Source organism: Paenibacillus tianjinensis (assembly GCF_017086365.1).
Classification (GTDB): domain Bacteria; phylum Bacillota; class Bacilli; order Paenibacillales; family Paenibacillaceae; genus Paenibacillus_AQ; species Paenibacillus_AQ tianjinensis.
On sequence record NZ_CP070969.1, the window covers coordinates 906606 to 931680 of the forward strand.

Annotated in this window: 24 protein-coding genes; 18 read left to right on the forward strand and 6 right to left on the reverse strand. The window is 50.1% G+C overall.

Translation table 11 applies throughout. The features are described from left to right. The first annotated feature begins 458 nt into the window (after positions 1 to 458). The 9 genes from JRJ22_RS03890 (at position 459) to JRJ22_RS03930 (ending at position 8493) form a co-directional block, all read left to right on the forward strand. Entirely contained in the window at positions 459 to 1877 is a 1419-nt protein-coding gene (locus JRJ22_RS03890; RefSeq protein WP_206103318.1) for an RtcB family protein, read from the forward strand. A gap of 202 nt (positions 1878 to 2079) precedes the next feature. Next, entirely contained in the window at positions 2080 to 2229 is a 150-nt protein-coding gene (locus JRJ22_RS03895) for a hypothetical protein (RefSeq protein ID WP_206103319.1), read from the forward strand. Between the two features lie 146 nt (positions 2230 to 2375). Further along, positions 2376 to 3491, forward strand: a complete 1116-nt coding sequence (locus tag JRJ22_RS03900) for a slipin family protein (protein WP_206103320.1) — start codon at positions 2376 to 2378, stop codon at positions 3489 to 3491. Between the two features lie 188 nt (positions 3492 to 3679). Beyond that, the gene (locus JRJ22_RS03905) at positions 3680 to 4612 is read left to right on the forward strand and encodes a manganese-dependent inorganic pyrophosphatase (protein WP_206103321.1); all 933 of its coding nucleotides are present in this window, start codon (positions 3680 to 3682) and stop codon (positions 4610 to 4612) included. Between the two features lie 121 nt (positions 4613 to 4733). Then, positions 4734 to 5168, forward strand: a complete 435-nt coding sequence (locus JRJ22_RS03910; protein ID WP_206103322.1) for an RrF2 family transcriptional regulator — start codon at positions 4734 to 4736, stop codon at positions 5166 to 5168. Between the two features lie 153 nt (positions 5169 to 5321). Then, on the forward strand, positions 5322 to 5969 hold the full coding sequence (locus JRJ22_RS03915) for a nitroreductase family protein (RefSeq protein ID WP_206103323.1): 648 nt from the start codon (positions 5322 to 5324) through the stop codon (positions 5967 to 5969). 171 nt (positions 5970 to 6140) lie between these two features. Further along, a complete protein-coding gene (locus JRJ22_RS03920) occupies positions 6141 to 6842 on the forward strand; it encodes a pirin family protein (RefSeq protein ID WP_206103324.1) in 702 nt (233 codons plus the stop codon). A gap of 37 nt (positions 6843 to 6879) precedes the next feature. After that, a complete protein-coding gene (locus JRJ22_RS03925) occupies positions 6880 to 7212 on the forward strand; it encodes a hypothetical protein (RefSeq protein WP_206103325.1) in 333 nt (110 codons plus the stop codon). 186 nt (positions 7213 to 7398) lie between these two features. Next, on the forward strand, positions 7399 to 8493 hold the full coding sequence (locus JRJ22_RS03930) for a Glu/Leu/Phe/Val family dehydrogenase (protein ID WP_206104969.1): 1095 nt from the start codon (positions 7399 to 7401) through the stop codon (positions 8491 to 8493). Between the two features lie 188 nt (positions 8494 to 8681). On the opposite strand, the gene JRJ22_RS03935 is transcribed toward JRJ22_RS03930, so the two are convergent. After that, positions 8682 to 9344, reverse strand: coding sequence for a peptidylprolyl isomerase (locus JRJ22_RS03935; protein WP_408637864.1), 663 nt, complete (start codon positions 9342 to 9344; stop codon positions 8682 to 8684). Between the two features lie 170 nt (positions 9345 to 9514). Between JRJ22_RS03935 and JRJ22_RS03940 the strand changes: the two genes are divergently transcribed. Beyond that, the gene (locus JRJ22_RS03940; RefSeq protein WP_206103326.1) at positions 9515 to 10753 is read left to right on the forward strand and encodes an MFS transporter; all 1239 of its coding nucleotides are present in this window, start codon (positions 9515 to 9517) and stop codon (positions 10751 to 10753) included. A 94-nt stretch (positions 10754 to 10847) separates the two neighbouring features. Here JRJ22_RS03940 and JRJ22_RS03945 read toward each other — a convergent pair whose 3' ends face one another. Further along, positions 10848 to 11387: a hypothetical protein gene (locus JRJ22_RS03945; RefSeq protein WP_206103327.1), complete on the reverse strand. Its 540-nt coding sequence runs from the start codon at positions 11385 to 11387 to the stop codon at positions 10848 to 10850. 15 nt (positions 11388 to 11402) lie between these two features. Continuing rightward, positions 11403 to 11588, reverse strand: a complete 186-nt coding sequence (locus JRJ22_RS03950; protein WP_206105366.1) for a hypothetical protein — start codon at positions 11586 to 11588, stop codon at positions 11403 to 11405. Positions 11589 to 11847: 259 nt separating this feature from the next. On the opposite strand from JRJ22_RS03950, the gene JRJ22_RS03955 reads away from it, so the two are divergent. Next, entirely contained in the window at positions 11848 to 13758 is a 1911-nt protein-coding gene (locus JRJ22_RS03955) for a sensor histidine kinase (RefSeq protein WP_206103328.1), read from the forward strand. 176 nt (positions 13759 to 13934) lie between these two features. Beyond that, positions 13935 to 15779 (forward strand): sensor histidine kinase, encoded by a 1845-nt coding sequence (locus JRJ22_RS03960; RefSeq protein WP_232381023.1) that lies wholly within the window; start codon positions 13935 to 13937, stop codon positions 15777 to 15779. A gap of 17 nt (positions 15780 to 15796) precedes the next feature. Here the strand turns inward: JRJ22_RS03960 and JRJ22_RS03965 are convergent, their stop codons facing one another. Next, positions 15797 to 16036 (reverse strand): NHLP leader peptide family RiPP precursor, encoded by a 240-nt coding sequence (locus JRJ22_RS03965; protein WP_206103330.1) that lies wholly within the window; start codon positions 16034 to 16036, stop codon positions 15797 to 15799. Positions 16037 to 16143: 107 nt separating this feature from the next. Beyond that, positions 16144 to 17079, reverse strand: coding sequence for a hypothetical protein (locus tag JRJ22_RS03970; protein ID WP_206103331.1), 936 nt, complete (start codon positions 17077 to 17079; stop codon positions 16144 to 16146). Positions 17080 to 17198: 119 nt separating this feature from the next. Here JRJ22_RS03970 and JRJ22_RS03975 point away from each other — a divergent pair, with 119 nt between their 5' ends. Next, entirely contained in the window at positions 17199 to 17513 is a 315-nt protein-coding gene (locus tag JRJ22_RS03975; protein WP_206103332.1) for a hypothetical protein, read from the forward strand. A 62-nt stretch (positions 17514 to 17575) separates the two neighbouring features. Here JRJ22_RS03975 and JRJ22_RS03980 read toward each other — a convergent pair whose 3' ends face one another. Continuing rightward, positions 17576 to 19480 carry a beta-N-acetylhexosaminidase gene (locus JRJ22_RS03980; RefSeq protein ID WP_206103333.1) on the reverse strand — a complete coding sequence of 635 codons (1905 nt, stop codon included), beginning with the start codon at positions 19478 to 19480 and terminating at the stop codon, positions 17576 to 17578. An 84-nt stretch (positions 19481 to 19564) separates the two neighbouring features. On the opposite strand from JRJ22_RS03980, the gene JRJ22_RS03985 reads away from it, so the two are divergent. The 5 genes from JRJ22_RS03985 to JRJ22_RS04005 all read left to right on the forward strand — a co-directional run bounded on the left by JRJ22_RS03985 (position 19565) and on the right by JRJ22_RS04005 (position 25063). Beyond that, on the forward strand, positions 19565 to 20422 hold the full coding sequence (locus JRJ22_RS03985; protein WP_206103334.1) for a helix-turn-helix transcriptional regulator: 858 nt from the start codon (positions 19565 to 19567) through the stop codon (positions 20420 to 20422). A 764-nt stretch (positions 20423 to 21186) separates the two neighbouring features. Beyond that, positions 21187 to 22692, forward strand: a complete 1506-nt coding sequence (locus JRJ22_RS03990; protein ID WP_232381024.1) for a sensor histidine kinase — start codon at positions 21187 to 21189, stop codon at positions 22690 to 22692. 23 nt (positions 22693 to 22715) lie between these two features. Beyond that, positions 22716 to 23351 (forward strand): response regulator, encoded by a 636-nt coding sequence (locus JRJ22_RS03995; protein WP_054938969.1) that lies wholly within the window; start codon positions 22716 to 22718, stop codon positions 23349 to 23351. A 346-nt stretch (positions 23352 to 23697) separates the two neighbouring features. Further along, positions 23698 to 24438 carry a YveK family protein gene (locus tag JRJ22_RS04000; protein WP_206103336.1) on the forward strand — a complete coding sequence of 247 codons (741 nt, stop codon included), beginning with the start codon at positions 23698 to 23700 and terminating at the stop codon, positions 24436 to 24438. Beyond that, positions 24422 to 25063, forward strand: coding sequence for a CpsD/CapB family tyrosine-protein kinase (locus JRJ22_RS04005; protein ID WP_206103337.1), 642 nt, complete (start codon positions 24422 to 24424; stop codon positions 25061 to 25063). The genes JRJ22_RS04000 and JRJ22_RS04005 overlap by 17 nt, the downstream gene beginning before the upstream one ends. The last annotated feature ends 12 nt before the right edge of the window (positions 25064 to 25075 follow it).

Here is a 25075-nt window from a genome sequence, read left to right on the forward strand (position 1 = left end):
ATACACAGGCCCTACTTCTATCTCTATCCCAATCCCAATCCCAATCTCTATCCCAATCTCTATCCCAATCTCTATCCCAATCTCTATCCCCCGATTACCCCACTATATCCATACAGCGCGTACAACCTGATGAGGGCGAGCCTTATCGGTCCGTCTGTCTCAAGTATCCTGCTTCCTCCCTCTCAAGGCGGAGGAACAAGGGTTTCCCGCAACTATAACACAGCCGTGCTATAGCAATGAGAAGAAATGAGGCTGCCGGATTGCGCAAGTTTTCGCTGGACCTGGATACAGGTGGGGGTGGAGATGAACGCGGACCGGCAGCTTTTTTGAAATATAAGAATGTATATGTTTTACGCTATAAATTATCCTTCTATTTTTCGCAGAAACGGATACCGTCCCTAATAGGACGGCGAAGCCGTTTCTTCTTATATAAATAACAACAACCAGGAGGAGAAGGAATGAACCGGAACAGTAAGGCACACGGCAGTAACCATTATGAGCTTGAGCTCCCGCATGGAGCGCTGCATGTGTTTGCCAATCAGGAGATTTACGAGTCGTTTGAGGATAAGGTATTTGAGATGGCTGACAACAATTTGCGGATTCCGCGCAATAAATACATGGCTTATACCCCGGATGCGCATGTCGGCGTCGGGACCTGCATCGGCACAACGGCGGTGTGGAATATGAAGGACGGTATGGTGTCACCTTCAATTGTTGGTGTAGACATCGGCTGCGGGATGCGCGTGCACACGACACCGCTGCACAAGCGGGATCTGCAGGACAAGGAAGTCCGCCGCAAGCTGATCGAAACGATTGAAAAATATGTGCCGACCAACGAACGCGTCAACAGCAATTATCAAGACATCGATATTATGGAGGTTGTGCGCAGCGGGCTGAAGGGACTGCCGGACAAATACATTCCCTCACCCCAGTGGATTACGCATGTGGAGGAAAGTAATTTCAGTTATGACCATGCGGCTCTGGAGATGCTTCCGCCTAAGATCCGCAAGAACGCCCATGGCCAGTTAGGGACGCTGGGGAGCGGCAATCATTTTTGTGAGATTCAATATTTGGAGATTGCTGAAGAGTATAAGGAGCTGGCGGCGAAGTGGGGGCTGGTTGACGGAGGGGTTGTCGTAATGATTCACTCCGGCTCACGCGCCTGGGGAGCGATGGTAGGACGGGAGCATACCCGAACAATTAAAGAAGCCATGCATTTATGGGGAGTAAGCAACCCCGACCCCAACCTGAATTACGCGCCGATCAGCAGCCGTGAAGGCCAGACTTATCTGAATCTGATGTACTCTGCACTGAATTTTGCGGTAACGAACCGGCATATGATTGCGTTCGGGGTGCAGGAAGCCTTCCGTGAGCTGTACGGTCCGCAGTTTCAGATGCCGGTGCTGTATGACCTGATGCACAACTACGCGCTGAAGGAATTCCACCGCGGCCAGCCGATGCTGGTGCACCGCAAAGGGGCGACCCGGGCGCTGCCGCCGGGGCATTTTCTCAATACGCCGGTATATAAGGCAACCGGACATCCGGCGCTGATTCCCGGCTCGATGGGTACCGCCTCGTACATTATGCTGGGCCGGGACGAAGGTGTGAAGAACTTCTACTCCATCTGCCATGGAGCCGGACGGCTGCGTTCCAGAAGAGCCACCCGGCTGGCGGTGACGGTGGATGAATTCAGCCAATCCCTGCGGGTTGGTACGGATGACGAGATCGTCGTGAACCACCGTTCCCTGGACACCATTCTCGATGAATGCCCGCAGGCATACAAGGATGTGGACCAGATCATCGACAGTATCACGGGTGCCGGACTGGCAGATGTGGTGGCGAAGTGTAAGCCGATGGCCGTCATCAAAGGAATTTAGCTGTACGGAACAGGAGTTTACAAATTATAATAGATCTGGGTATTTAAACGTTCTGTCTGCCTGGCGGTGATTTCGGAATAATCACGCAGTGCCCGCCATTCTATGGCAGGGTATGCTGCAGCAGACGGGGACTTATCCACCATTCGGGGTTCGATTCCCCACTCGCCTGTCAAGCGAATTGTGGCCAACTTGTAAATCTGATATGGAAAGACCTCCGGACGGAGTTTCTTGTCTGCCCTGCGGGGCGGATGCCGGGAGCGCTGTTATGCAGCCGTTGGATACCGGAGTGCCGGAACGGGGCGTTCAAGCGGGTAAACATGCCATCCGCGTGAACAGTCAGGCTGCAGTCTGAGCCGGTGTTGTCATGCCTTGGCTTTTTGCCACAATGACGCCTCAGCCCCGCTCCTCAAAATGGGCTCCGCAGCCGCTTACGGCTGAAGCTTCTTCCGGGGGTCGCACATCAGAAGGATCGCCGCTTGGCGGATTAAGGAGAACACTATGTTCAAGAAGATTACGATTGCCGCTGATGAACGCGGGCTTTTGTTCAAGCAGGGCAGCTATGACAAATATTTGGAGCCCGGTACATATTGGCTGACCGGATTTACGGATCAGGAGATCCTCAAGCTGAAACTTAGCGAGCCCTTTGCGGTGCCCGGCAAGAAACTGAATCTTTTTTTGCAGGATGAAGCGCTGGTGCGCGAGCTTGCGATTGTCACCGTAGCCGACCATGAATACGTTCTGCATTATGAGGACGGCAGCTTTAGTGAACTGCTTCCCCCGGGACAGCATGCATTCTGGACCAAGCTTACGAAGCATCAGTTCATCCGGGCGGACAGCCGTGAACCGGAAATTCCGGCGGAGATTGACCGGTCCATCCTGGCCCGTATCCCGTTTGCTGTGCAGAGCTTTGGAGTCGCCATCCACGAGACGGGGATTCTGTATTTTAACAATGCGTATCAGCGTGAGCTGCCGCCGGGTAAATACGATTTCTGGAGAGGTCCGGTTACAGTGGTAGTGAAGACCGTTGACCTGCGCCAGCAGCAGCTGGATATGACCGGCCAGGAGATGCTGACAGAGGATAAAGTGAGCCTGCGGCTTAATTTTGTCTGCCAGTATTCGGTTGTGAATCCTCAGCGGACGCTGGCGATTAAATCGGTGGAAGAGCAGATTTACGTCACCCTGCAGCTGGTACTCCGGGAGTATGTGGGCACCATGAAGCTGGATGATCTGCTGCGGATGAAGCAAGAGGTGGGTGCCTTTGTACTATCCCGGCTGCAGGAGCTGAGTGAGGGGTATGGCGTCATCTTCCATTCCACAGGAGTGAAGGATATTATTTTGCCGGGAGAAATCAAGGATATACTTAACACGGTGCTGCTGGCTGAGAAGAAGGCCCAGGCCAATCTGATTACCCGGCGTGAAGAAACAGCCTCCACCCGCAGCTTGCTGAACACGGCGAAGTTAATGGACGAGAATAAAACACTCTACCGTCTTAAAGAGCTGGAGTTCCTCGAAAAGATCAGCGAACGGATCGGCAATGTCTCCCTGGTCGGTGGTGGAACGCTCACGGAAAGGCTGGGCCAGCTGCTTATCCATGAAGGCGACGGAAAGCAGTGACATAAAGGAGCAACTATCCTGTATCCATTCTTGTTAAAATAACCTGCTTGCGGAGTTTTTTCGTGAGCGGGTTATTATTTTATAGGCTGCAGCCGGAGAGGGATGATAACTTCCTGCTCCTTGTCTGGCTTGTCCCTATCAATGTATGGTATATTATTCTCACAAAAAACAAAGTAAGGAGATTGGAAATGGAAAAAACTTTGATCTTTGGACACAAAAATCCGGATACGGATACAATTTGTTCGGCAATTGCCTATGCTGCACTTAAGAAGGAACTGGGATGGGATGCTGAACCGGTTCGTCTGGGAGAGGTAAGCGGCGAAACCCAATTCGCACTGGATCAATTCGGCGTGGCTGCACCTAGACTGGTTGAGAATGTTGCAGGGGAAGCCAAACAGGTCATTCTGGTTGACCATAATGAACGCCAGCAGAGTGCGAATGATATCGATCAGGTACGTGTGGTTGAGGTTATTGACCATCACCGGATCGCTAACTTTGAAACAGCTCACCCACTGTACTACCGTGCCGAGCCTGTAGGCTGCACAGCAACAATCCTGAACAAGCTGTACAAAGAGAACGGAGTAGCCATTCCTAAGGATATCGCCGGCCTGATGCTGTCCGCTATCATTTCCGATTCCTTGCTGTTCAAATCGCCTACCTGCACTGAAGAGGATGTAGCAGCAGCACGCGAACTGGCTGAAATTGCCGGTGTAGACGCCGAAAGCTACGGCCTGTCCATGCTAAAAGCCGGAGCTGACCTCAGCGACAAGAGCATTGCACAGCTCATCTCCCTCGATGCCAAAGAATTCAAAATGGGTGATTACAAAGTGGAAATTGCCCAAGTGAATGCAGTTGATGTGAACGATGTGCTCTCCAAGCAGGCGGAGCTGGAAACGGCCCTTACTGCGATCATTGATGAAAAAGGACTGGATCTGTTCCTGTTCGTAGTGACAGATATCCTGAACAATGATTCCGTGGGTCTGGCATTGGGCCGTGTTGCAGGTGCAGTTGAGCAGGCTTACAATGTGAAGCTGGATGACAATAAAGCAATTCTTAAGGGTGTTGTCTCCCGCAAATCGCAAATCGTACCTGTTCTGACTGAAACGATTGCCAAGCTGTAATCATGCGTAACAAGCCTCTGCCGGGGGAATGAAGTGGATTCCGGCGGAGGCTTTGTTTTGCCAAAACGGGCTTTGCGTTCTATACTTAGTCTACAACACCTGAGTTAGGAGGGCCGGAACAATGGCAAAAACACGGAACAGCGGGGCTCTTCAATATAAATCCTTCGGGCTTGTCCTGCAGGCACTCGTGCTGCTGGCACGCAAAGGCAATACCTGCTCCAGCTGCGAACTGGCGGAACTGCTCTCTTCGGAGGCGACTCTGTTAAGGAAGACGATGGCTAAGCTGACGCGTGATCAGATTCTGACTACCAAGGAGGGACGGGACGGCGGCTACGCCCTGAACCGTGTCCCGGAAGAACTGACGCTTGCAGAGATTTATCAGGCACTGGAAGAGGAACCGCGCTGCCAGGCAGGGAATGATACGATGTGCGGCACTGTGCTGGGAGGACAGCTGAAGGAAGCATGCTTCGATATTTTTGAGGAAATGGACCGGAGTATGATGGCGGTACTAGAGAAATATACGCTGGCGGATATGGTTCGCAAATCGGGCTGTTGACAGGAAGCTTTTTTGTGGATTATACTGTGCATAAATTATTACAGTTAAACGCCGCAAGAAGCCGGGCAACAATGAAGTTTTTTTTGCGGTTAACTGTGCTTTTATAGACACAGAATACAAATCAACGGGATTAGGAAGAGGAGGAGTATGGCAATGACAACAGAACTGAAATCGGAAGTGGAATTTAACAAGGTGATCCGCGAACGGCATTCGGTACGGAAATACGATCCATCCTGGAAGATTTCCGATGCGGAAATTAAGGAGATTCTGGGTGATGCTATTCTGGCGCCGTCCTCATCCAATCTGCAGCCCTGGCGTTTTCTTGTGATTACGGATCAGGAGCTGAAAGAGAAAGTGCTGCCGATCGCTAACAATCAGCAGCAGATCGTTGATGCCTCGGCTACAATTGCCGTGATCGGCGACATCGAAGCCTACCGCAATGCGGACAAAATTTATGAATACGCCGAAGCGGCTGGTTATGTAACAGCGGAAGTGGGCGCGGCGATGGCTAAACGCAGCAAGGACGGCTACTCCAGCTTGCCGCAAGAGAAGCTGAAGGAGATCGCTCTGGTCGATGGCGGTCTGGTGTCCATGCAGCTGATGCTGGCTGCCAAAGCGAAGGGTTATGATACCGTACCGATGGGCGGATTCAATCCCGAGCAATTCCGCGAGCTGTTCAATATCCCGGAACGTTATGTGACCGTGATGCTGATTGCACTGGGCAAAGCCGCTGCCGAAGGACGCTCAACGGCCAGACTGCCGCTGGATGAAGTTACCCAGTGGAACGAATTTCAGGGTTAAGGATTTTATAGAAGAATAAGGGGCGGCCAGCGTATGCTGGCTGTCCTTTTTTAATAGGAGAAAGCAGATACTTTACGTTACCGGTATGGCTGCAGTTTTTTTGTTTTCCGGCGCTTTCTGCTAAACTATGGTTAGAAGAGAATGCTCACGAATCTTTCAGGAGGGGATCACATGATAAAGGTCTATTCTGCAGAATCCGCTCACCAATTTGATCATGGCTGGCTGAAAGGCAGTCACAGCTTCTCGTTCGGGGATTTCTACGATCCGGACAATACAGCCTTCGGCCCGATGCGGGTCTGTAATGATGATACGATTTCCCCGGGCAGAGGCTTTGGTGCCCATCCGCACAGTGACATGGAGATCGTCTCTATTGTGCTCTCCGGGAGGCTGCGCCATGAAGATAATTTAGGTAATGTGGCGGAAACAACCTTTGGCGGCATTCAGCGGATGTCAGCGGGGACAGGCGCCATTCATACAGAACATAATCCTTCTGATTCAGAGCCGGTCCGGCTGCTGCAGCTGTGGTTCATGCCGCGTACCCGCGGCACCGCTCCCTCCTATACCACAGGGCGCTTTGATCCCGCTAAGCTTGAAGGCAGGCTGCTGCCTGTGGTGGCTGCAGAGCGTACTGCGGAAATTGTGGATATCGCCCAGGATATGACGATCTATCTTGGCCGGGCAGGAGCCGGGGAGGAGCTGAACTTTCAGCAGATGCCGGGGCGGCGGGTTTTCATATATCTGATTGAAGGACAGATCAAACTGCCGGATCATCAGGTTCTGTCACCGGGAGATTCCGCGCGGATTGAGGGATACAGCGAATTATTGCTTGCTGCTGAAGCGGATACCCTGGTGATGGTGATTGATTTGCCGTAAGCGGTCCCGTCTAAGCACAACATTGAGGGAGGAACGAATGATGATGCAGCAGGAGAGAGTGCTGGTGAAGCATTCTGTAACAGGTCGAATGCTGGTCAGCAGCACTGACGGGCTGACGTATAGTTTTGATCCGCAGGGCGATCTTACATTAATTACGGTATGCGGCGTGGAGGCTGAGCAAGGTGCGGCAGTAGTGGAGCTGCGGTCCGAGCTGAATGTATTCCGCTTTGAAGAGCCGGCAGGCGGTCCGGTCATCAAGCATTGGTATTACGTCGGAGACAATCCCGTGGAGTATGATGCTGGTTCCGGGTGCCTGAAGATCACTGTACAATCGGAAATTCAATACCGTCCGGATGAGTACTGGGAATAGGGATGTGGTGAAGCCCGTCTCGCTATCATCTAACATATTGCGTTATGTTGATGTTTGCTATGCGTATTTATTTCATGTTTTTTCCTTGAAAAAGGACAAATGAACTTGACAACAATCTTTGAGTGTACTAGCTTTGTTATGAAACGTAACACGTTATAAAGAGATGAGACAGGAGAAATGGACAAAATGGAATTGTTTGCAGCAATGGAGCGGGATGATTACGAGGAACTGTTGTTTTGTCAGGATAAGGCATCGGGCTTAAAGGCAATCATTGCAATTCATGACACAACCCTGGGACCCGCACTGGGTGGAACGAGAATGTGGACGTATGCGTCCGAAGAAGCGGCGGTAGTCGATGCGCTCCGGCTGGCAAAGGGCATGACCTATAAGAATGCGGTTGCCGGGCTGAATTTGGGCGGGGGTAAAACAGTCATTATCGGTGATCCTAAAAAAGATAAAAATGAGGCGATGTTCCGCGCCTTTGGCAGATACATACAAGGACTTAACGGCCGTTATATTACAGCCGAGGATGTAGGGACGACGGAAGCAGACATGGACATTATTCATCAGGAGACCGATTTTGTAACCGGGATTTCAGCGACTTACGGTTCTTCGGGTAATCCATCCCCGGCTACGGCATTCGGAGTGTACCAAGGCATGAAAGCTGCAGCCAAAGCAGCCTTCGGCAGCGATTCACTGGCCGGCAAAACCGTTGCCGTGCAGGGGGTCGGGAATGTCTCGTTTACGCTATGCAAGTATCTGCATGAAGAAGGCGCCGAGCTGATTGTAACGGATATCAACAAAGAGGCCGTGGCCCGGGCGGTTGATGCTTACGGTGCCAAGGCCGTAGATCCTGCCGACATTCTCGGCGTGAAATGTGATATCTACGCACCGTGTGCCCTCGGCGCGACCATTAATGATGAGTCGCTGAAGGTACTCCAGGCGAAGGTGGTTGCAGGTGCGGCTAACAACCAGCTTAAGGAGCCCCGCCACGGGGATGCCCTGCATGAGATGGGTATCGTCTATGCTCCGGATTATGTCATTAATGCCGGGGGTGTAATCAACATTGCCGATGAGCTGAATGGCTATAATAAGGAACGCGCCTTTAAACAGATTGGCAAAATTTATGGCAGCATCACCCGCGTGCTGGAGATTTCGCGGACCAGCAGCATTCCTGCCTATGTAGCAGCGGACCGCCTTGCGGAAGAACGCATTGCGCTATTGCGGAATAGCCGCAGCACCTTCCTGCGTAATCCGCATCACGCGATTAGCAGAAGATAGCAGCGCCGCACGCTGCTGCTCAGCGGCAATAGAGCATCGCTGCCAGCTGCATAAGCAAAAGCCCATTTCCCTCAAAATAGGGAAATGGGCTTTTTTGGTGTACGGAAGCCGCGAAATCGGTGAAGCCCGGTGGAGGGCTTTCTCCGAAATTTCACCGGCTGAAGAGCCGACTATTCGCGGATGGAATGTTATTTCACCTTTTCCGGCTCCGGATAAGTAACGCCGAGTGTGTCTACAGTGACCTTAGTCATTACCGGCGGGGTTTCCGGCCGGTCCGAGCTGTCGCGCGGCAGGTTGACGATGGATTGCACTACATCAAGCCCCTCAGTTACTTTACCGAAAGCGGCATAGCTGCCGTCCAGGCTAGGATAAGTGGCGGCCATAATGAAGAACTGGGAGCCGGCGGTGTTCATGTCTTCGCCTCTGGCCATGGAGAGGACGCCTTCGGTATGCAGAAGGTTGTTCGTGAATCCGTTCGCGGAGAATTCACCTGCAATGCTATATCCTGGACCGCCCATGCCGGTGCCGTCAGGATCTCCGCCCTGAATCATGAAGCCGGGAATCACGCGATGGAAAATCGTCCCATTGTAGAAGCCCTTTTGAATCAGGGAAATGAAGTTGTTTACGGTGTTGGGAGCAACCTCGGGATAGAGTTCAGCTTTGATAATACCGCCGTTATCCATCTCAATGGTGACAACCGGATGGCTGGCCGTGGCAGAGGGAACGCCTTCAGTTGCGGCATTGTCCACCGAATTGTTGCCTGCCGGTTTATTGCCGCATCCTGCGACAATGAGCAGCAGGAGTGTCATCATCAGCAGCAGGATGACAGGGGTTCTTTTGGTGCGCTTCACGTTTGAATCTCTCCTTTTGTGTTTGAGTAATCTGGTTCAGTCATCCTTCATCATACATGGTTTGTCCCGCTTCTTGCAAAGCCTTAAGACTTACCAGGGATTGGCACACCGGGAAAAGAGGGTTAGAATGGTAGGATACTTCGCGGAAAAACAGAAAAGGAGGTGAGAGCATGGCATTTTCATGGAAGCGGAATTTGATCGTGCTTTGGGTAGGTGTATTCTTCTGCAGTACGGCCTATTCCATTTCGATTCCGTTCCTCTCGATTTTTTTGAGTGACCAGCTGGGGGTTTCCGATCATTTGGAGATCTGGTCAGGGGCCAGCTTCGGGATTACCTTTCTGGCCAGTGCTTTGATCTCTCCTTACTGGGGATCGCTGGCTGATAAATATGGACGTAAGCCCATGCTGATCCGCTCGGGCTTCAGTCTGGCTGCACTTTATTTGATCAATTTCTTTGTTCATGATCCTTATGTTTTTCTGATTGTACGAATTTTGCAAGGGCTACTGGCCGGGTTTGTTCCGGCAGCCATCGCGATGGTTGCCACGAATACCCCGGAAGAGAAGACCGGCTACGCGCTCAGCATCATGTCTACGGCGGGAGCTACAGGGAGTATTATCGGCCCGCTCATCGGCGGAGTGGTCAGTTATTATTCGAGCAACCGCAGCGCTTTTCTCTTCTCGGCAGCGATTGTGCTCGTATCGGCGCTGATCGCAACCTTTTTCGCCAAAGAAGAGAACTTTGACCGTTCTGCCCCAAGATCCCGTGTCCGGGATGACATCCGTGAGGCGAGGAACAACCGCGCCTTTATTACTTTGCTGCTGCTGGCCGGCATCAGTACCTTTTCCGTGATGATTCTGGAGCCGCTGCTGCCGATATATCTGCTGGATATGGGAATTGCGAAGAACAGCGCCTCATTAAGCTCCGGCATTGTATTCTCCGCAGTAGGCATAGCAACCGTGATTATGGCCCCGCAGTGGGGACGGATCGGCAGCCGCAAAGGATTCGGATTTATTTTGTTTATCGGCCTCATAGGGGGCGGGATCGGGAACATTCTCCAGTATTTTGTATCAGGCTATGTGGAGTTTGCCATCCTGCGATTTGCCTACGGTCTGTTTTATGCCGGGGTGCTGCCTTCGGTCAATGCCATGATTGTACAGACCATTGAGCCGGGCTTCCGCGGCAGGGCGTTCGGCCTGAATCAGGCATCTACACAATTAGCAACGATGGCCGGGCCGATTATCGGCGGGCTGCTGGGCGCATTCATTCCGATCCGCTGGGTATTTGTCATTAATGGAGTAATGCTGCTTGTAGCTGCACTGCTGGTGAAGGCCGCTAAACTGGAGGCCAAGGTCGGGGAGGCACGTTCCCATGGAGAAACGGCGGGTGGAGGGGCAGAGATCAATTTATAAGCTCATTATATGAACACATATAATAGAAGGAACTGCTCGAAATGCAGGCAAAAAAGCACCACCGGAATAGAATCCGGTGATGCCCTAAGTCTGATTAATCCTCTTCGCCGGTCGAGCCGTTAAGCACATCGGTTCCAGGCATTACATCAAGCGGCGGGGCCGCGGGATCGACTGCGGTGCCTGGCTGCAATTCGTCAGCGTCAGGTATATCCTCTAGCGGTAAGTCTTCTTCGTCGTTGTTAAGATCGTCTGCCAGGACATCCTCTTCATCGGCATAATCAATTACACTGCCGGTTAATCCTGCTGCCCCGGCGGCGAAGATCGCATCCGACTCCAGCAGCTCGTCCCGTTCCGGGGCAGGCGCTGCTGTGATGCGGCCGTTGCGGTCGGCTCTTGGGCCAAGGGCGGTTTCCGGCGTATTCAGGCCAATATCGGCAGCCAGAATCGGATCCCCCTCCAGCACCGGATCAGAGCCTTCATCCACTATGTCGTCCACATAATCGACAGGCGCTTCATGGGTACCGGGCAGCCGCACATCCTCAAGAGGGATGTCTTCTTCGGAAGTGATACTCCCCATTTTCTGATAACGCTCATATGCTAAATCGGCTTCAGTTTTGTTGAATTCATTACCCATAGCCGTTCAACTCCTTTAGGCTTTAGTCTGATTCTCTTTAGGAACAGCATGATTAATGGCTGCCTTCTGGTCTTCATCCGGCAGCGCACCGGGATAGGAATCTTCCTGAAACAGGCCGAACTCCTCATCGATATCCCGCTCGGTCACAAGTCCATCCTCGGCCGGAGTACCGCTGGCGGCGGAGTTCTTTTTGTCGTTCATTGCCCATCCTCCTCCACTTAACATCTATAATCATTCTTTACCCGATAATTCGGCGGCGAATCTATTCCTTGAGTCCACTCAGTCCATTATTCATTGCCTTCCTTAATATATTCATTTATCTGTACGATTAACCGCGTGAAGCGGAAAACTACTTATTTCGAGTATTTTTGCAGGATTAGCAGGGATAGTGCGAAGGTTGTCGAAAGTAAGAATCATATGGACTACAAAAATCCAACTAATGATTTATTGAGGTGTCAAGATGAAGTTGCCATCACCAAAAAGAGTGGCTGCTATTCTCATGCTTCTGCTCTTGATAGCTTTAGTACCCTTAGGGGTTGCTATGGAGTGGAGCGGCAAGACAGGACCTATACTTCCGGAATGGGAGATGAAATGGGAACAGCCGGACGCTGATTCGTTAGCTGATTCTTTTGAAGAAACGGCAGCAGCTCCAGACCAGGAATGGATGAAGGTGCCCGCGAATGCAGCCAGACCGCTGCCCCCGGCCGGAGTAAGCGCAGCCTGGCTGCGTTTTGCAATACCTAAGGTGACTACCAATTCGGCACTGCTTATAGATAAAGTATATGGAAATACAATCAAAGCGTATCGGAATAACGAGATCATCTATGATTCAAGTCAGATGGTTAATTTTAATGGCAGCAAGGTGCTGATTCCGCTATCCCCGAAAGACGGCAATGGACCGTTATATCTATGGAGCAGTGGCGGCAGCAAGGGCTTCGGCGTAGAAGGTGAGGTCAGAACAGGAAATTATGATCAGCTGATCGCCCTTTATGTCAAACAGGATTTAGTGGATATGGTGCTTGGTGCGGCGCTGATCTTTATGGCGGCCGTATTGATGACGTGCCTGTTTTTTGTAAGGGTTGAGCTTTTCTCAGGCGGACTTTGGCTAGTGCTGGTGATTGTATCCTTTGGCGTTCTATTCATTACCTACTCACCGTTTCTGCCGCTTATTCTGCACAATCAGGGGCGGTTAATTGAAACTTTTTTTGATCTGGCTTTATTTACACTTCTGCCGGCCTTTACCTTTTATTTCGAACGGATTTTTGGCCCCGGCAGAGGGAACCGGCTTGTGCGTTTCCGTAATTTTCAGCTCGGCTATTCCATCTTCTGCTCCGGCTTTCTCCTATTGAATACACTGCTGTCTTACCGGCTGGATCACCTGTATAGGATCATGACTGTAGAGGTTATGGGAATACTGATGATTATACAGCTCGCCTATTTGCTTGGCCTGGCGGTGATTTATGCTTACAGAGGCAATAAGGATGCCGTTATTTTCTCGCTTGGATTCGCTGCATTTGCTGTTGTCTCCCTTGGTGAGCTGCTGCTGTACTTCACTTCTGCAGAACGCTACCATTTGTATTGGTGGAAGTGGGGAGTGATTGCTTTTGTTATTTCACTGATTGTAATTCTTGGACGGGGCTTTGCCAGAAACTATGAGCAGGCGGTTAGCTATTCCCGGGAGCTGGAGAAATTCAACAATGAAGTGCAGCGTTCGGAGAAAATGGAGATTATCAGTGAACTGGCCGCGTCCGTTGCCCATGAGGTGCGCAATCCGCTGCAGGTTACGCGGGGATTCCTGCAAATTTTAGGAGAACGCTCCGGTTCAAAAGAGAAGGAATATCTCGATATGGCGATGCAGGAGCTGGATAGAGCCTCAGTCATCATTACGGACTTTCTCACGTTTGCCAAACCGGGGCTGGATCAGGAGGATATCCTGGAGGTTTCCGGGGAACTGAAGCATGTGTCCGGGATTCTGGTGCCGCTGGCTAATCTGCAAGGCGGAGCTATTCAGCTTCAGCTGCAGGACGGGCTTCAAGTGCTTGGCAGCTCCTCTAAATTTAAACAGGCATTTATTAATCTGATCAAGAACAGTGTGGAATCTTTACAGGAGAATGGTCTGATCAAAGTGTCCGCCTGGAAATCGGGACCACATATAATGGTCAGTGTTAAGGATAACGGGGAAGGCATGAAGGTCAGCGAGCTGGCTCGCTTGGGCGAACCTTATTACTCCAATAAGACAAAGGGGACTGGGCTCGGCCTGATGGTTACCTTCCGGATTATTGAAGCGATGAATGGTTCGATTCAGTTTCACAGTAAAAAGGGCGAGGGGACCGAAGTGATTGTGAAACTCCCAGCCTATCGCAATAAATAGCAATTTTTTTGGATAATACCGTTTTTTTGAAGGGATAAGGGACGTTTAGGGCGAAATACTAGCTTGTATACATTGCTTCTAAAACTTTATTCTGGGGTGCTTGCATGCGCTTGATCGGTAAAAGTTTACATATAACAGCAGTGTTTTTTCTGCTTTTAATGACCTGCAGTTCACTATTGGCTTCAGCAGATAGTCATTATGCCTCTAAGGAAATTAAGGAATGGCAGATCAAATGGGTACATGATCCGGGGGATAACGGCTTTAACGTACCTGCTCCGGATCAGGGGGAATGGATCAGCACCGGAGCAGATCCGGGGATGACGGAGCTTCCTAATGGCGTATCCTCGGCCTGGACACGTATTGAGCTGCCGGCATTCAAATATGTGACACCTGCAGTCTACATCAAAACCTTATATGCCCTGCATGTTAAAGTGTATATCGAAGACCGTATGGTGTTTGAAGATGACCGCAGCTATATCAAAGACAATTTCTCGCTGCTTGTTCCTCTTAGCGCAGACGATGACGGCAAAACAATGTATATCTGGACGTCAACTCTGCAGGACCGGATCGGAATTAAAGAACCGGCAGTCATCGGCGAGTATAGTGATCTGGTCAGAGGCTATATAAAAAACGGGCTCATCGATGTGATTCTGGGCGGCGCTTTTGTTTTTGTAGCGGTGGTCCTGTTTGTATGCGGGTTTTTCCTGGACAGGGAACATTTCCACATAGCAGCCTCATTATCCGTTGTCATCGCAGCTACCGGGGTTTTATCAATCACGTATTCTCCGTTTATTTATACCTTTTACAGTTCTCTTGGAGCGCTCAGCGTTATCTTTCTGGACCTGGGGCTGCTGTCGCTGCTTCCGGCGCTTACCTATCTGTTCGAGAACATATTCGGCAGCGGGCGCTTCTCGATTATCCGGCGGTTCCGGATCTTCCAGACGGCGTACTCCTTATTCTGCATCCTGTGTATGATTGTGAATACATTGTCCGGTAACCGTTTTGTAGAATTTTATTATTTCGTATCTGCCACGGTAATCGGTTTTATAATGATTATCCAATTTATTCTGCTTATTGCGTATGTCATTGCCTACTCTATAAAAGGGAATAAAGACGCCATTATTTTTGCTGTAGGCTTTGGTACAGCGGCTTTAACAGGCGTGTCCGAATTAATCTGGTACTACGTCAAGAGCGGTAATTATGATCTGTTTTACTGGAAATGGGCGCTGGTTGTCTTCATTCTCTCGCTCATTATTATTCTCGGGCGCAGGCTGGCCCTGAACCACCGGCAGGTGGTCAAGTATTCCCGGGAGCTGGAGCTGTTCAACAATGAACTACAGCGTTCGGAGAAAATGGAGATTATCAGTGAGCTCGCTGCATCGGTGGCACATGAAGTGCGCAATCCGCTGCAGGTGACCAGAGGGTTCCTCCAGCTCCTCAGCGAGAAATCAAGCGGTAGTGAAGAACAGTACTTATCTATGGCTCTAAGCGAACTTGACCGTGCCGCGAACATTATTACAGATTTTCTGACCTTTGCCAAACCGGAATTTGAGCAGATTTCGATCCTGAACGTTCAGGATGAGTTTAAACATATTGAGAGTATTATGCTGCCGCTCTGTCATCTGAACGGGGGCCGAATGATCATGGAAGCCGGAGAAGGGTTATGGGTAAGGGGGAATTCCTCCAAATTCAAGCAGGCATTTATTAATATCATTAAGAACAGTATCGAGTCGCTGGGTGATGAAGGAACTATACATATGATAGCCTACGGTGTCGGTGACAAGGTGTATATTCATATCAAGGATGATGGCGAGGGAATGGATCAGGAGGTTCTGAACCGGCTCGGGGAGCCGTATTTCTCCAATAAGACGAAGGGGACAGGGCTTGGGCTGATGGTTACCTTCCGGATTATTGAATCCATGCAGGGCGAAATCCATTTTGAGAGCCAAAAAGGAGCCGGAACCGAGTCCGTCACTATGCTGCCGCTGGCAGACGCTCCGGAAGGTTCGGGCTCCCTATGAAGTTAGACTAGGGTGATTTACCAGGAACTTAGGGGGGAAACATCCGTCTTCATGATGCCCGAGGATGGACGGGGAGGAATGACGAGATAAAACTCATTAGAGCCTTCCTCCACGGTTTTGAGTGTAATATTGTCCGGCAGATGAATACCTAGTGCTTCTCTGAGGGCTTCTTTCGGATCTGTAAGCAGTTTCTGTTTGAAACTTGGATCTTCCCATGCCTTCTGAATCACTTGATTCTTAAGAATTGCTTCTGACATTACAATCACCCTTCCTCGAAATGATAAATGCTTACCCCGTAAGCATAACATAGCATTATTTTTGAATCCATGACTTTTTTTGGTTGTTATCCGCTGTTTGAGGTTTTTTAGAGATTCATATTTTTGGATAACCAGTACCCCAGTCCGCCTCCTTGTAATAGTGCTTTCTCCGCTTCAATCGCTGCAGCAATGTGCAGGAGATTGTCCACCAGCATTTGATGAAAGGCAGTTAGCCCGGGGATAGATAAACGGCCTGACAGTAGTTTTTCGTGGTTCACAGCTGCCGTTGCCGCATACTGTGTGAGCCCGCCTGTAGTGAAAATAAAATCTTTGACGGCAGCCGGAGTAAGAATGGCAGTATCCTGCTGCAGATGATGACGGACCAGTGACAGCAGGCAGTTATAGCTGCCTTCAGCGAGATCCTCCTCCCAATCCTCATAATCATCGAGCATTTGCAGGGTGAGCAGTACGGCTTCAAGCATTTCTTCCGACTCGGCAATGAAGGATGACTTGTCTGAGAGCAGCAGGGCGGCAGTGCTGGAGAGTTTAAGGGGACTGGCTTTGCGGGCAACCCGGCTGCGGTCGTTCCAATAATAATCGCCGGCGGCTTCTCCGGCCACGCTGTCTGCCCACTCGGTGATATAACGCCTGAAGTAGGACCAGAAGAGGGATTCCGGAGGGAAGAGCGGACGATAAAGATCCAGAAACTCCACATATAGCAGATTGGCAAGCGGCAGTACTTCAGCAGGTGCCGATTGCCTGTTGTCCATCAGATCGTCCTGCAGGAAGAAAAAGAGCATCAGTACAACGTTGCCTGTAGACATCCGGCGCGTCTCCTCTAAGCTTAATCCGCACTCGCGGTTTAACCAGTACGGCAGCAGATAGCAGATGTAGTTCTTCTTGCTGTGAACCTGGAATACATCAAATTGATCCAGATAGGCCAGTCCCTGTGAACGGAACGGTTCCGGAAATCCGGAGATGATCGTCCTGGAATCTTGAAATACGGTGTGAAGCTCCTCCTTATAATCATCCAGCCAATTCATAGTAGGCTTGTCTCCTGTCAAAGAATATATTTTAAAAAGGAAAAAAGTGGGTTTTCACCATGATTATATGCTGCCGGGTGGGTCTATTTCAATTAGAACTTATGGGGGTGGTTTTGCAGATGGAATGGTATACTTTCGGCCAAATGCTGATGCAGATCCGGATTGGGCAAAAGGCCGCCACTCCCGATGGGCGCACCGTGCTGCGCACCTCCAAGGGATTGTTCTGGCAGAACGGGAGATCGTCCGGGGCAGCGGTCGAGATAAAAGATTATCTCTTCTCGGACATCTGGAACATCTTCGAAGATGATGAAAGCTTGCTGGAAAGTACGGGCCGGGAAGAGCGGGAGCAGCGGGAGCGTGAAATGCTGGCGAATCAATATGAGGAAATCCGCTGGGAATTTCTTCAGGCAAAGAGACCGGGAGAGCGTGAATGAGATAAAGGCCCGGCAGACCAAGGCAATCCGGTCTGCCGGGCCTTTGATTTGGTACATAGGTCTTAGATCAGGGCTTCGTATTCACTTCGGAGGCGGAGAAGCTTGCTGACACTCTGCTCAAGACCGCCAGCCCGGTTGCGCCGGGTCCACAATTGGCGGTAGCTGTGCAGCAGCAGGTCGAGATCCTTAATCAGACCTTGAAGCAGATCCGGATCAACTTTACCTGGGGCAGCTGTAATCTGCAACTTGAGTCGTCCGAGGTATAACGCATGTTTCACAAAATGGATACCGTTCGCAAGCTCCTCCCGGACAAGCTCCGCATCATCGCATGCCAGATCCAGCTTCGTCAGCTGCTCCTCTATCGTGCTGATGTAAGCTTCTAGCTGATCAAAATGAACCGGTGTAAGCTTCTTAACGATTCCCATATTGTCCAGCCGGCTGCGCAGCAGCATGGACAGCTCTGAATCGTTGGGACGCAACGTCCCGGATTCCAGCTTGTAATAATTGCCAAGGTCAAGCAGTAATTGTCCGATTGTTGCTGAACGGTCCTGGAAGACGGAGCGGTTCAAATATCCTGCAACATCAGCATCGAGATTGTTCTCCACATTCCAGGATAATGCGGCACCGTATATGAAGCCGGCATAGCTGACAGGCAGATGCTGCCAATGGCCAAAGTCTCCCCAATCCGTAATGAGGTAGCCGATTGCCCCGTTCGTTTTGCCGTGAACAGCTGCATTGCGAAGATTGGCCAGCATATTGTCGGTCCGTCCGGTCAGGGAGTTCCAGGAGCTGGTGCCGGGGCAGACATAGAACGGGATTCCCGCTTCACGGAATTTCAGTGTATCTGCCTCGAACGGATGCCCGGCGCTGTAGCCCCATTCCATGGCAATGATATCTTTAGGCAGGTGCGGAATCAGTTCCGGATGCTGGATAATAATATCCCCCCAGAATTGCATCGTTTTGTCTCTGGCGGTAACAAGCTCATGAATCTTTTGCAGAAAAGACAAGTAGAGCTGCCCTTTGCCTGCAGAGTCGGCCAGCGCTTTACTTTTACCAAGCCCAAGCTCATAGGTCTCGTCACAACCTACATTAAACTGCGATGAAGTGAAATAGGGAAGAAGATCATCGTACATTCTGCCCAGCAGACGAAGTACTTCAGGGTCTTCCGTATGGAAGGTCCCTGGCTGCATAAACAGACCGTCAGGATACAGATCCCTATCATACATTGTATCCGGAAGCATGAAGCCTTCTGGAATTTCAGCCAGGTGATTGAACTCCGGCCGGCTCAGCCAATGCTCCATGTGGCCGAAGCTGTTCTGGTTCGGTACCAGCTCGATAAAACGCTCACGGCAATAGGCATCAATCAGCAGAATTTCTTCGCCGGTTACCGGTGTTTCCAGCTCCCAAACTTGGGGAAAAGACTCATAGGCAAAAGGAGAACCTTCTATATATAACTGCAGCTGGTTGAACTTCAAATCCGACATCAGATCAATGATCCGGTAAAGCGTTTCAAGCTTAGGGATTTTATTGCGGCTGATGTCGATCATCAGGCCTCTGGCTGCAAAGTCCGGTTGATCGCTGATGAACAGATAAGGCACATCTCTTCCGCATTGCTCCAGGATTTGTTTTAGCGTAGCGACTGCGTAGTAAGCGCCTTCCGGAGAACTGTAGCTTATCGCGATTCCGTCTGGTCCTACTGTAATCTCATAGGCCTGTGCCGGAAGCAGCCGGTTATAACTAAAGTTATAGGCAGACTGGCGGGAGGGACGGAGACCTATAGACAGGGGCAGCTCCAGCCGGAGGACTTGTGAAGTCATCTGTTGAAGCTTGCGGACTGCGGGCAGAATGTCACGGTTCTCTGCATCGTTAAGAATAATACTTCCTTTGGCTGGGACCCGGAATAGTCCTCCAGTCACTGTAAGTGACCGCGGGCGGGGCAACAGCTGCAGGACGGGAATTTCTGACATAGCGTGGACACCTCTTATTCATGTAGAATATGATCATCTTCAGATTAACCATATCACTCCTAAACAGAGGGAGGAATGCAATGTATGCCCAAGGTCATGGATTATATGATCAGTCCGTATCCCATTAGGATTATTGACCCGAAGGTAGATAGCTCTATGCTTAGACTAGGCGGTATCCGGATCGGGCAGGCAGGTCATCTGCCGGGCAGAACATTATTCCGCAGGGATGTAGTATTTGAGCATTGGGCACTGGTCTATATTGTATCCGGCTCCGGTACCTTTGCGGAGAACGGGGGGGAGGTTCAAGCGGTCCGGGAAGGCAGCCTGTTCTTCTTTCGCCCGGGCTGCAGCTATAGCTTTGGTCCGCCGCCTGGAGGGAGCTGGGATGAATATTATATTAATTTTAACGGGAAACGTGTGGATGAGTGGCTGGAGTCGGGACTAATAGCAGCAGGAATGATATTTCAGGGAAATGCACTGGCAGGACTTGCGGCATCGTTCGAGGAGGTCCTGGGTCTCATGGACGGGGGCGCACCCGCTGATGCCGACCGGGCAGCACTTCGTCTGGAAGCGATCCTGCTGGAATGTTCGTTTGTGACCCGGGACAACACGCGGTTCTGGCAGCATGAAGCTATGCCGCAGATTCGCCTGGACTTGAATTCCTGTGTCTATGAGCAGCCTGACTTACCGCAGATTGCCGCAAAGCACCATATTTCCATGTCTACGCTGCGCCGTCTGGTCCGCAGCAGCAGCGGATATCCGCTGCATGAATATATCCATCGGCTCAAAATGGCCGAAGCAAAGCATTTACTGCTGAATACCTCCCTGCAGGTCAAGGAGATTTCAGGCATGCTGCAGTACAGCGATCCGTTTTATTTTTCGAGGCTATTTAAGAAATATATGGGGATTTCACCCCAGCTTTGCCGCAGTAATGTTCATTAGCCGACATAATTCTGCTTTCATCTGTGGATTGTTGTCGGAATATGATGATTGATGTTGACACTGATAAAAAGAGAATGTTATTATTTAGAGAATATTAGCAGTTTTTATTAGTTCTTATTGACTATGTTATGCCGGAGATGAAACCATGAGAGAGTTTTACTGCATTAGTTGCCGTAGTCTCCATAAGGTGGATGTGCGTAATAATCATACTATACGTATTCTGTCCACCGGGTATCATATCGTCGGCGAGCAGCGTTACCAGATTTGTATCTGTGATCCTAACAAGTTGCATCTATCTTTGCCTGTAGTAGCCGAATAAGCTGCCCGGATGATGCCCTATAACCGATAGTATTCAGCGAATTAGCCTGTCCAGCTGGTGGAGAGGCTAATTTGCTGTTCCTCAAAGTTTTATTTGAGCATGGTAGCGCTATCTTTGGCTTATATGGATAAAATTAAGTTAAACTTAGGAAAAAAAGGTGGACATTCTGTTATTTTTTTTGAAAAGAAAACGCTATCAGCAAATGTTGAAACTTGTTATTGTGATTTTTCTCATGTATGATGCTTTTAAACAAAGCTTTGATAAGCTCGCATTTTCCAAAAAAGGTGGAGAATAGGGTGGTGGGATGAAAATTAAAACAACCGCGGAAGACAGAATGATTGCTTTTTACAGATATTTCTCTTTGTCCCTCACATCGCTTATGTACCTCCTGGACCACACGGGGCCTTCCGTACTTTATAAATCCCTTTTAATTATTGCACTCTTCATGATTGCTCAAGTGTTCACGATCTACTACCGGAGGCTCCGGGCCAGACCACGGGTTCTTATGCTGGTAGTTAGTATAGAGATGGCGGGCGTTATTGCATTGACCTTACTGACTGGCGGCTTTGAGAGCTCCTTCAAGCTCTACGTACTGAATCCCGTTTTAATTGCGGCGGGCTCATTGTCATTTTATTTCAGGTGGAGCCTGCTTCTGAGTTATATTGGCATAGTGACTACATTTTGTTACGTTTTTTTGAACTCTGAGGGCAAATCTTTCGCAGATGCGGTGCTTCAGAACGGAAACCTGTTTCTAGCCCTGGTACTTACGGTTATAGTTATGCAAATGGTTAACAGGATCAAGCGGCAGCGGGAAGAAGCAAACGCGCGGACCAACGAAACCATGGAGCATATTAAATCGCTCTATCATATCGTGGAAACCTCCAGCCAGCACGACTTCATGAACATCGGGCAGGTCATCACGGACTATGTGGTGAAGCTTACCAAATTGGATAAGGCCTTGTTCTGGTTCGCCAAAAAAAGTGGTGAACCCGCACCCCAGAGCCGGCAGACAGGCTGGCAGCATGAAGAAGAACGTTTTTTGTTCACAGAGCTGGAAAAGCATGAACACGAGTGGAGACTGCAGCGTGAGCCGGTGTTCAAGAGTTTGCCTGGCCTTGGCGACTTTTTGCTGATGCCGGTAAGAATGAGCACCCGATTTGTCGGCATGATCGGCGTGAAGCTGGAATCGTCGGAGGGTCTTGAGGGCCGCAGATGGTATATTCAGCAGCTTATGTTTCTGTCGGAGCTTAGCGCAATTATTCTTGAGCGCCATGAACTGGGTGTCATCGAAAATCGGCTGATCATCACGAATGAACAGAACCGGATAGCGGATGAAATGCATGACAGCGTGTCGCAGAGCCTTTTCGGCATTGTGTACGCAACCCACTCCCTGAAACAGACCTGGCGTAAAATGTCCGAGTCCGAGCTGGAAGAGCAGATTGACCTCATACATGATTCCGCGACCAAGGTTGCCAAAGAGCTGCGGATTACGATCTACAGTCTCAGCTCCAAGAAAAGCGGCGGACCTACCTGGCTGGGCATGGTGAGATCACATCTTAAGAGCTTATCCAGGTTAAACGATGTGGAAATTGAATTAAAAATAACGGGTGATGATTTCAGTCTCCCTTATCCTTACCACAAGGCTCTCTTCCGGATTATTTCTGAAGCGACAGGCAACGCCATACGTCATGGTGCGGCCAGCAGGGTGGATGTCGAACTGTCCCTCAAGCCCAAATGGATCAGACTTTCAATTGTGGACGATGGCGTCGGTTTTGATACTGATCTGCTCTGGACAACGTCTGAGGATACTACCAGCGGACTTGGCATGAAGAATATGCAGTATCTGGCACAGTCTCTAGGCGGAGATTTCCAGTTATCGAGCAGCGAGAATGCAGGAACCAAGATTTTAATTTCAATACCTGTCGGTGTCGCTGAATTAAAAAATGCATAAACTTTAGGCAGGAGGTCGTTCAAGTGAATATCGTCATTGTTGATGATCACCCTTTGGTGAGAAGAGGATTGGCAGCAGTCATTTCTATGCAGCCTAATCTGCATTTTGCAGGCGAAGCAACGAATGGCCAGGAAGCTCTTCTTGTTATTGAGGAGACACAGCCTGATCTTGTGCTGATTGATCTAAGGCTAGCTGATGAGTCGGGTCTGGATGTGATCAAGGCTGCACGGGCCCGCGGGCTGAGCAGCAAGTTTATTCTACTGACCTCTTCGGCAAGCAGAGAAGACTTCCTCAAAGCGGAAGAAGTTCTGGTTGACGGCTATGTGCTGAAGGAAGCACTGCCGGAAGAATTGCTGTTCGCGATCCAGCTGGTTCATAAGGGCCGGAAGTATTATGATCCCGGACTGATGGAAGATAAGATGCGGATGAGCGGCAGCAGCCCGACGGACGAATTGACTCCGAAGGAAAAGGAAGTGCTGATTGAACTTGGCCAAGGTGCCTGCAATAAGGATATTGCTTCACGCCTGTTCATCAGTGAATTTACGGTCAAGAAGCATGTGAGTCAGATTCTCGCCAAGCTGCAGGTGGCTGACCGGACTCAGGCGGCGCTATACGCCAACGCGGTAGGGCTGACCAAGTACGAAATGTCGTATGATTAATAATCATTCAAGAAATGTTGGAACACGGACACGGATGTCCGTGTTTTTTTGTGTCCAAATCTCCCTGAATCTAACACGGTGATGTATGGGGATTTAAAGATTTTAGTAATGAAATAACGGGCTGCGTCGGCTAAGCTTCCATCTATTGAGAAAATTTACCAGTCGTATGGTACTAAAGTATACCATGATGCCCCCCTTACGGACCGAACCGACTCACACGAAAGTGAAGATTAAAGTAATGGTAGGAGCCATGTGGCAACTCGTACTGCTTGATAGAATTAAAGCAAGATATCTGAAACTTTCATGATTGCTTTCAGAATGCAACTAATGCGGAAGGAGGGTTACTGTGGAAAAGACGATTTTAGATTACATTAACCTGATTAAGAAGAGGTTGTGGTTGATAACGGTGTTTGTATTAATCTCCTGTGCTACCACCTTCTACATCAGCAAGAACTTCGTTGTACCCGTCTACTCCGCCTCCGGACAACTGCTGGTCAACAATACTGCAAATGTACCCGAGAGCAATAATCTCAACAACTTGAACTTCAGCCTTAACCTCATCGAGAGCTACAAGGAAATTATGAAGTCCCCCACGATTATGAAGAGTGTTGTAGCCGACCATCCGGAGTTTGGCCTTACAGAAGATCAGCTGGCTGCGAAGCTGCAGGTAAAGACCTCCGAGAAAAGCCAGGTCATCAATCTCAGTGTAGAAGATGAAAGTTACAGCAAGGCGGCAAATATTGTAAACGCGGTTTCGCAAAGCTTCATCCGCAGCCTTCCAACGCTAATGAAGCTGGACAATGTAACATTCCTGACTCCGGCTGATCCGGCTGATGTACCGGCGGCAACCAACGGCAGTTTCGTAATGAACCTGATTATCAGCTTTGTTGTCTCATTGATGGCCGCAATCGGGATTATCCTGCTGCTGGAAACACTCAATGGAACACTCCGCACCGAGAAGGAAGCCGAATTCGATCTGGGACTGCCGGTCATTGCCAGCATCCCGACGATCCGCAAACGTGATCTCGGCAAAGCGGCAAACGCTAAGGCAAGAGTAGGGGAGGGCGCTTATGTTACGGCCGAATAAAAGTTTAATTGCGGACCTGAACCCGTCTTCGCATATCTCTGAATCCTTCCGCTCGCTTCGTACCTATATCCGCCAGCTTGGGCTGGCTGGAGGGAGCGGCGGACAGGTACTTCTCTTTACTTCAGCCGAAGGAGGAGAAGGCAAGACGACGATTCTGTCCAACCTCGCTGTTTCTTTTGTCCAGGACGGCAAAAGAGTCGCTGTTGTTGACTGCAACCTGCGCCATCCCGGACTTCATAATGTATTCGAGGTGGAAGGCAGCCAAGGACTTGCTGCTTACTTAAGCGGACAGGAGGAAGCCAAGGATATTGCCGTCTACGGGAACCTTGCCAATCTGGCGGTTATTCCAGCCGGTATTACCCGTGTCAGTCCTCCGGATCTGCTCGGCAGCGACAAAATGGCCGCTCTGCTGGATGAGCTGAAGGCGAGCTTCGATCTGATCCTGCTTGACTCTCCGCCGGCGGTGGAATTCAGTGATGCACGGATTCTGGCACCGCTATCCGATGGTGTAATCCTCGTGGCAAGACACGGGAAGACCAAACGTGAAGCAGTCCGCAAGCTGAAGGTGCTTATGGAACAGACCGGTTCGAAAATTCTTGGCATCGCCATGAATCAGGCTAAATAGAGTTTTCAAAGT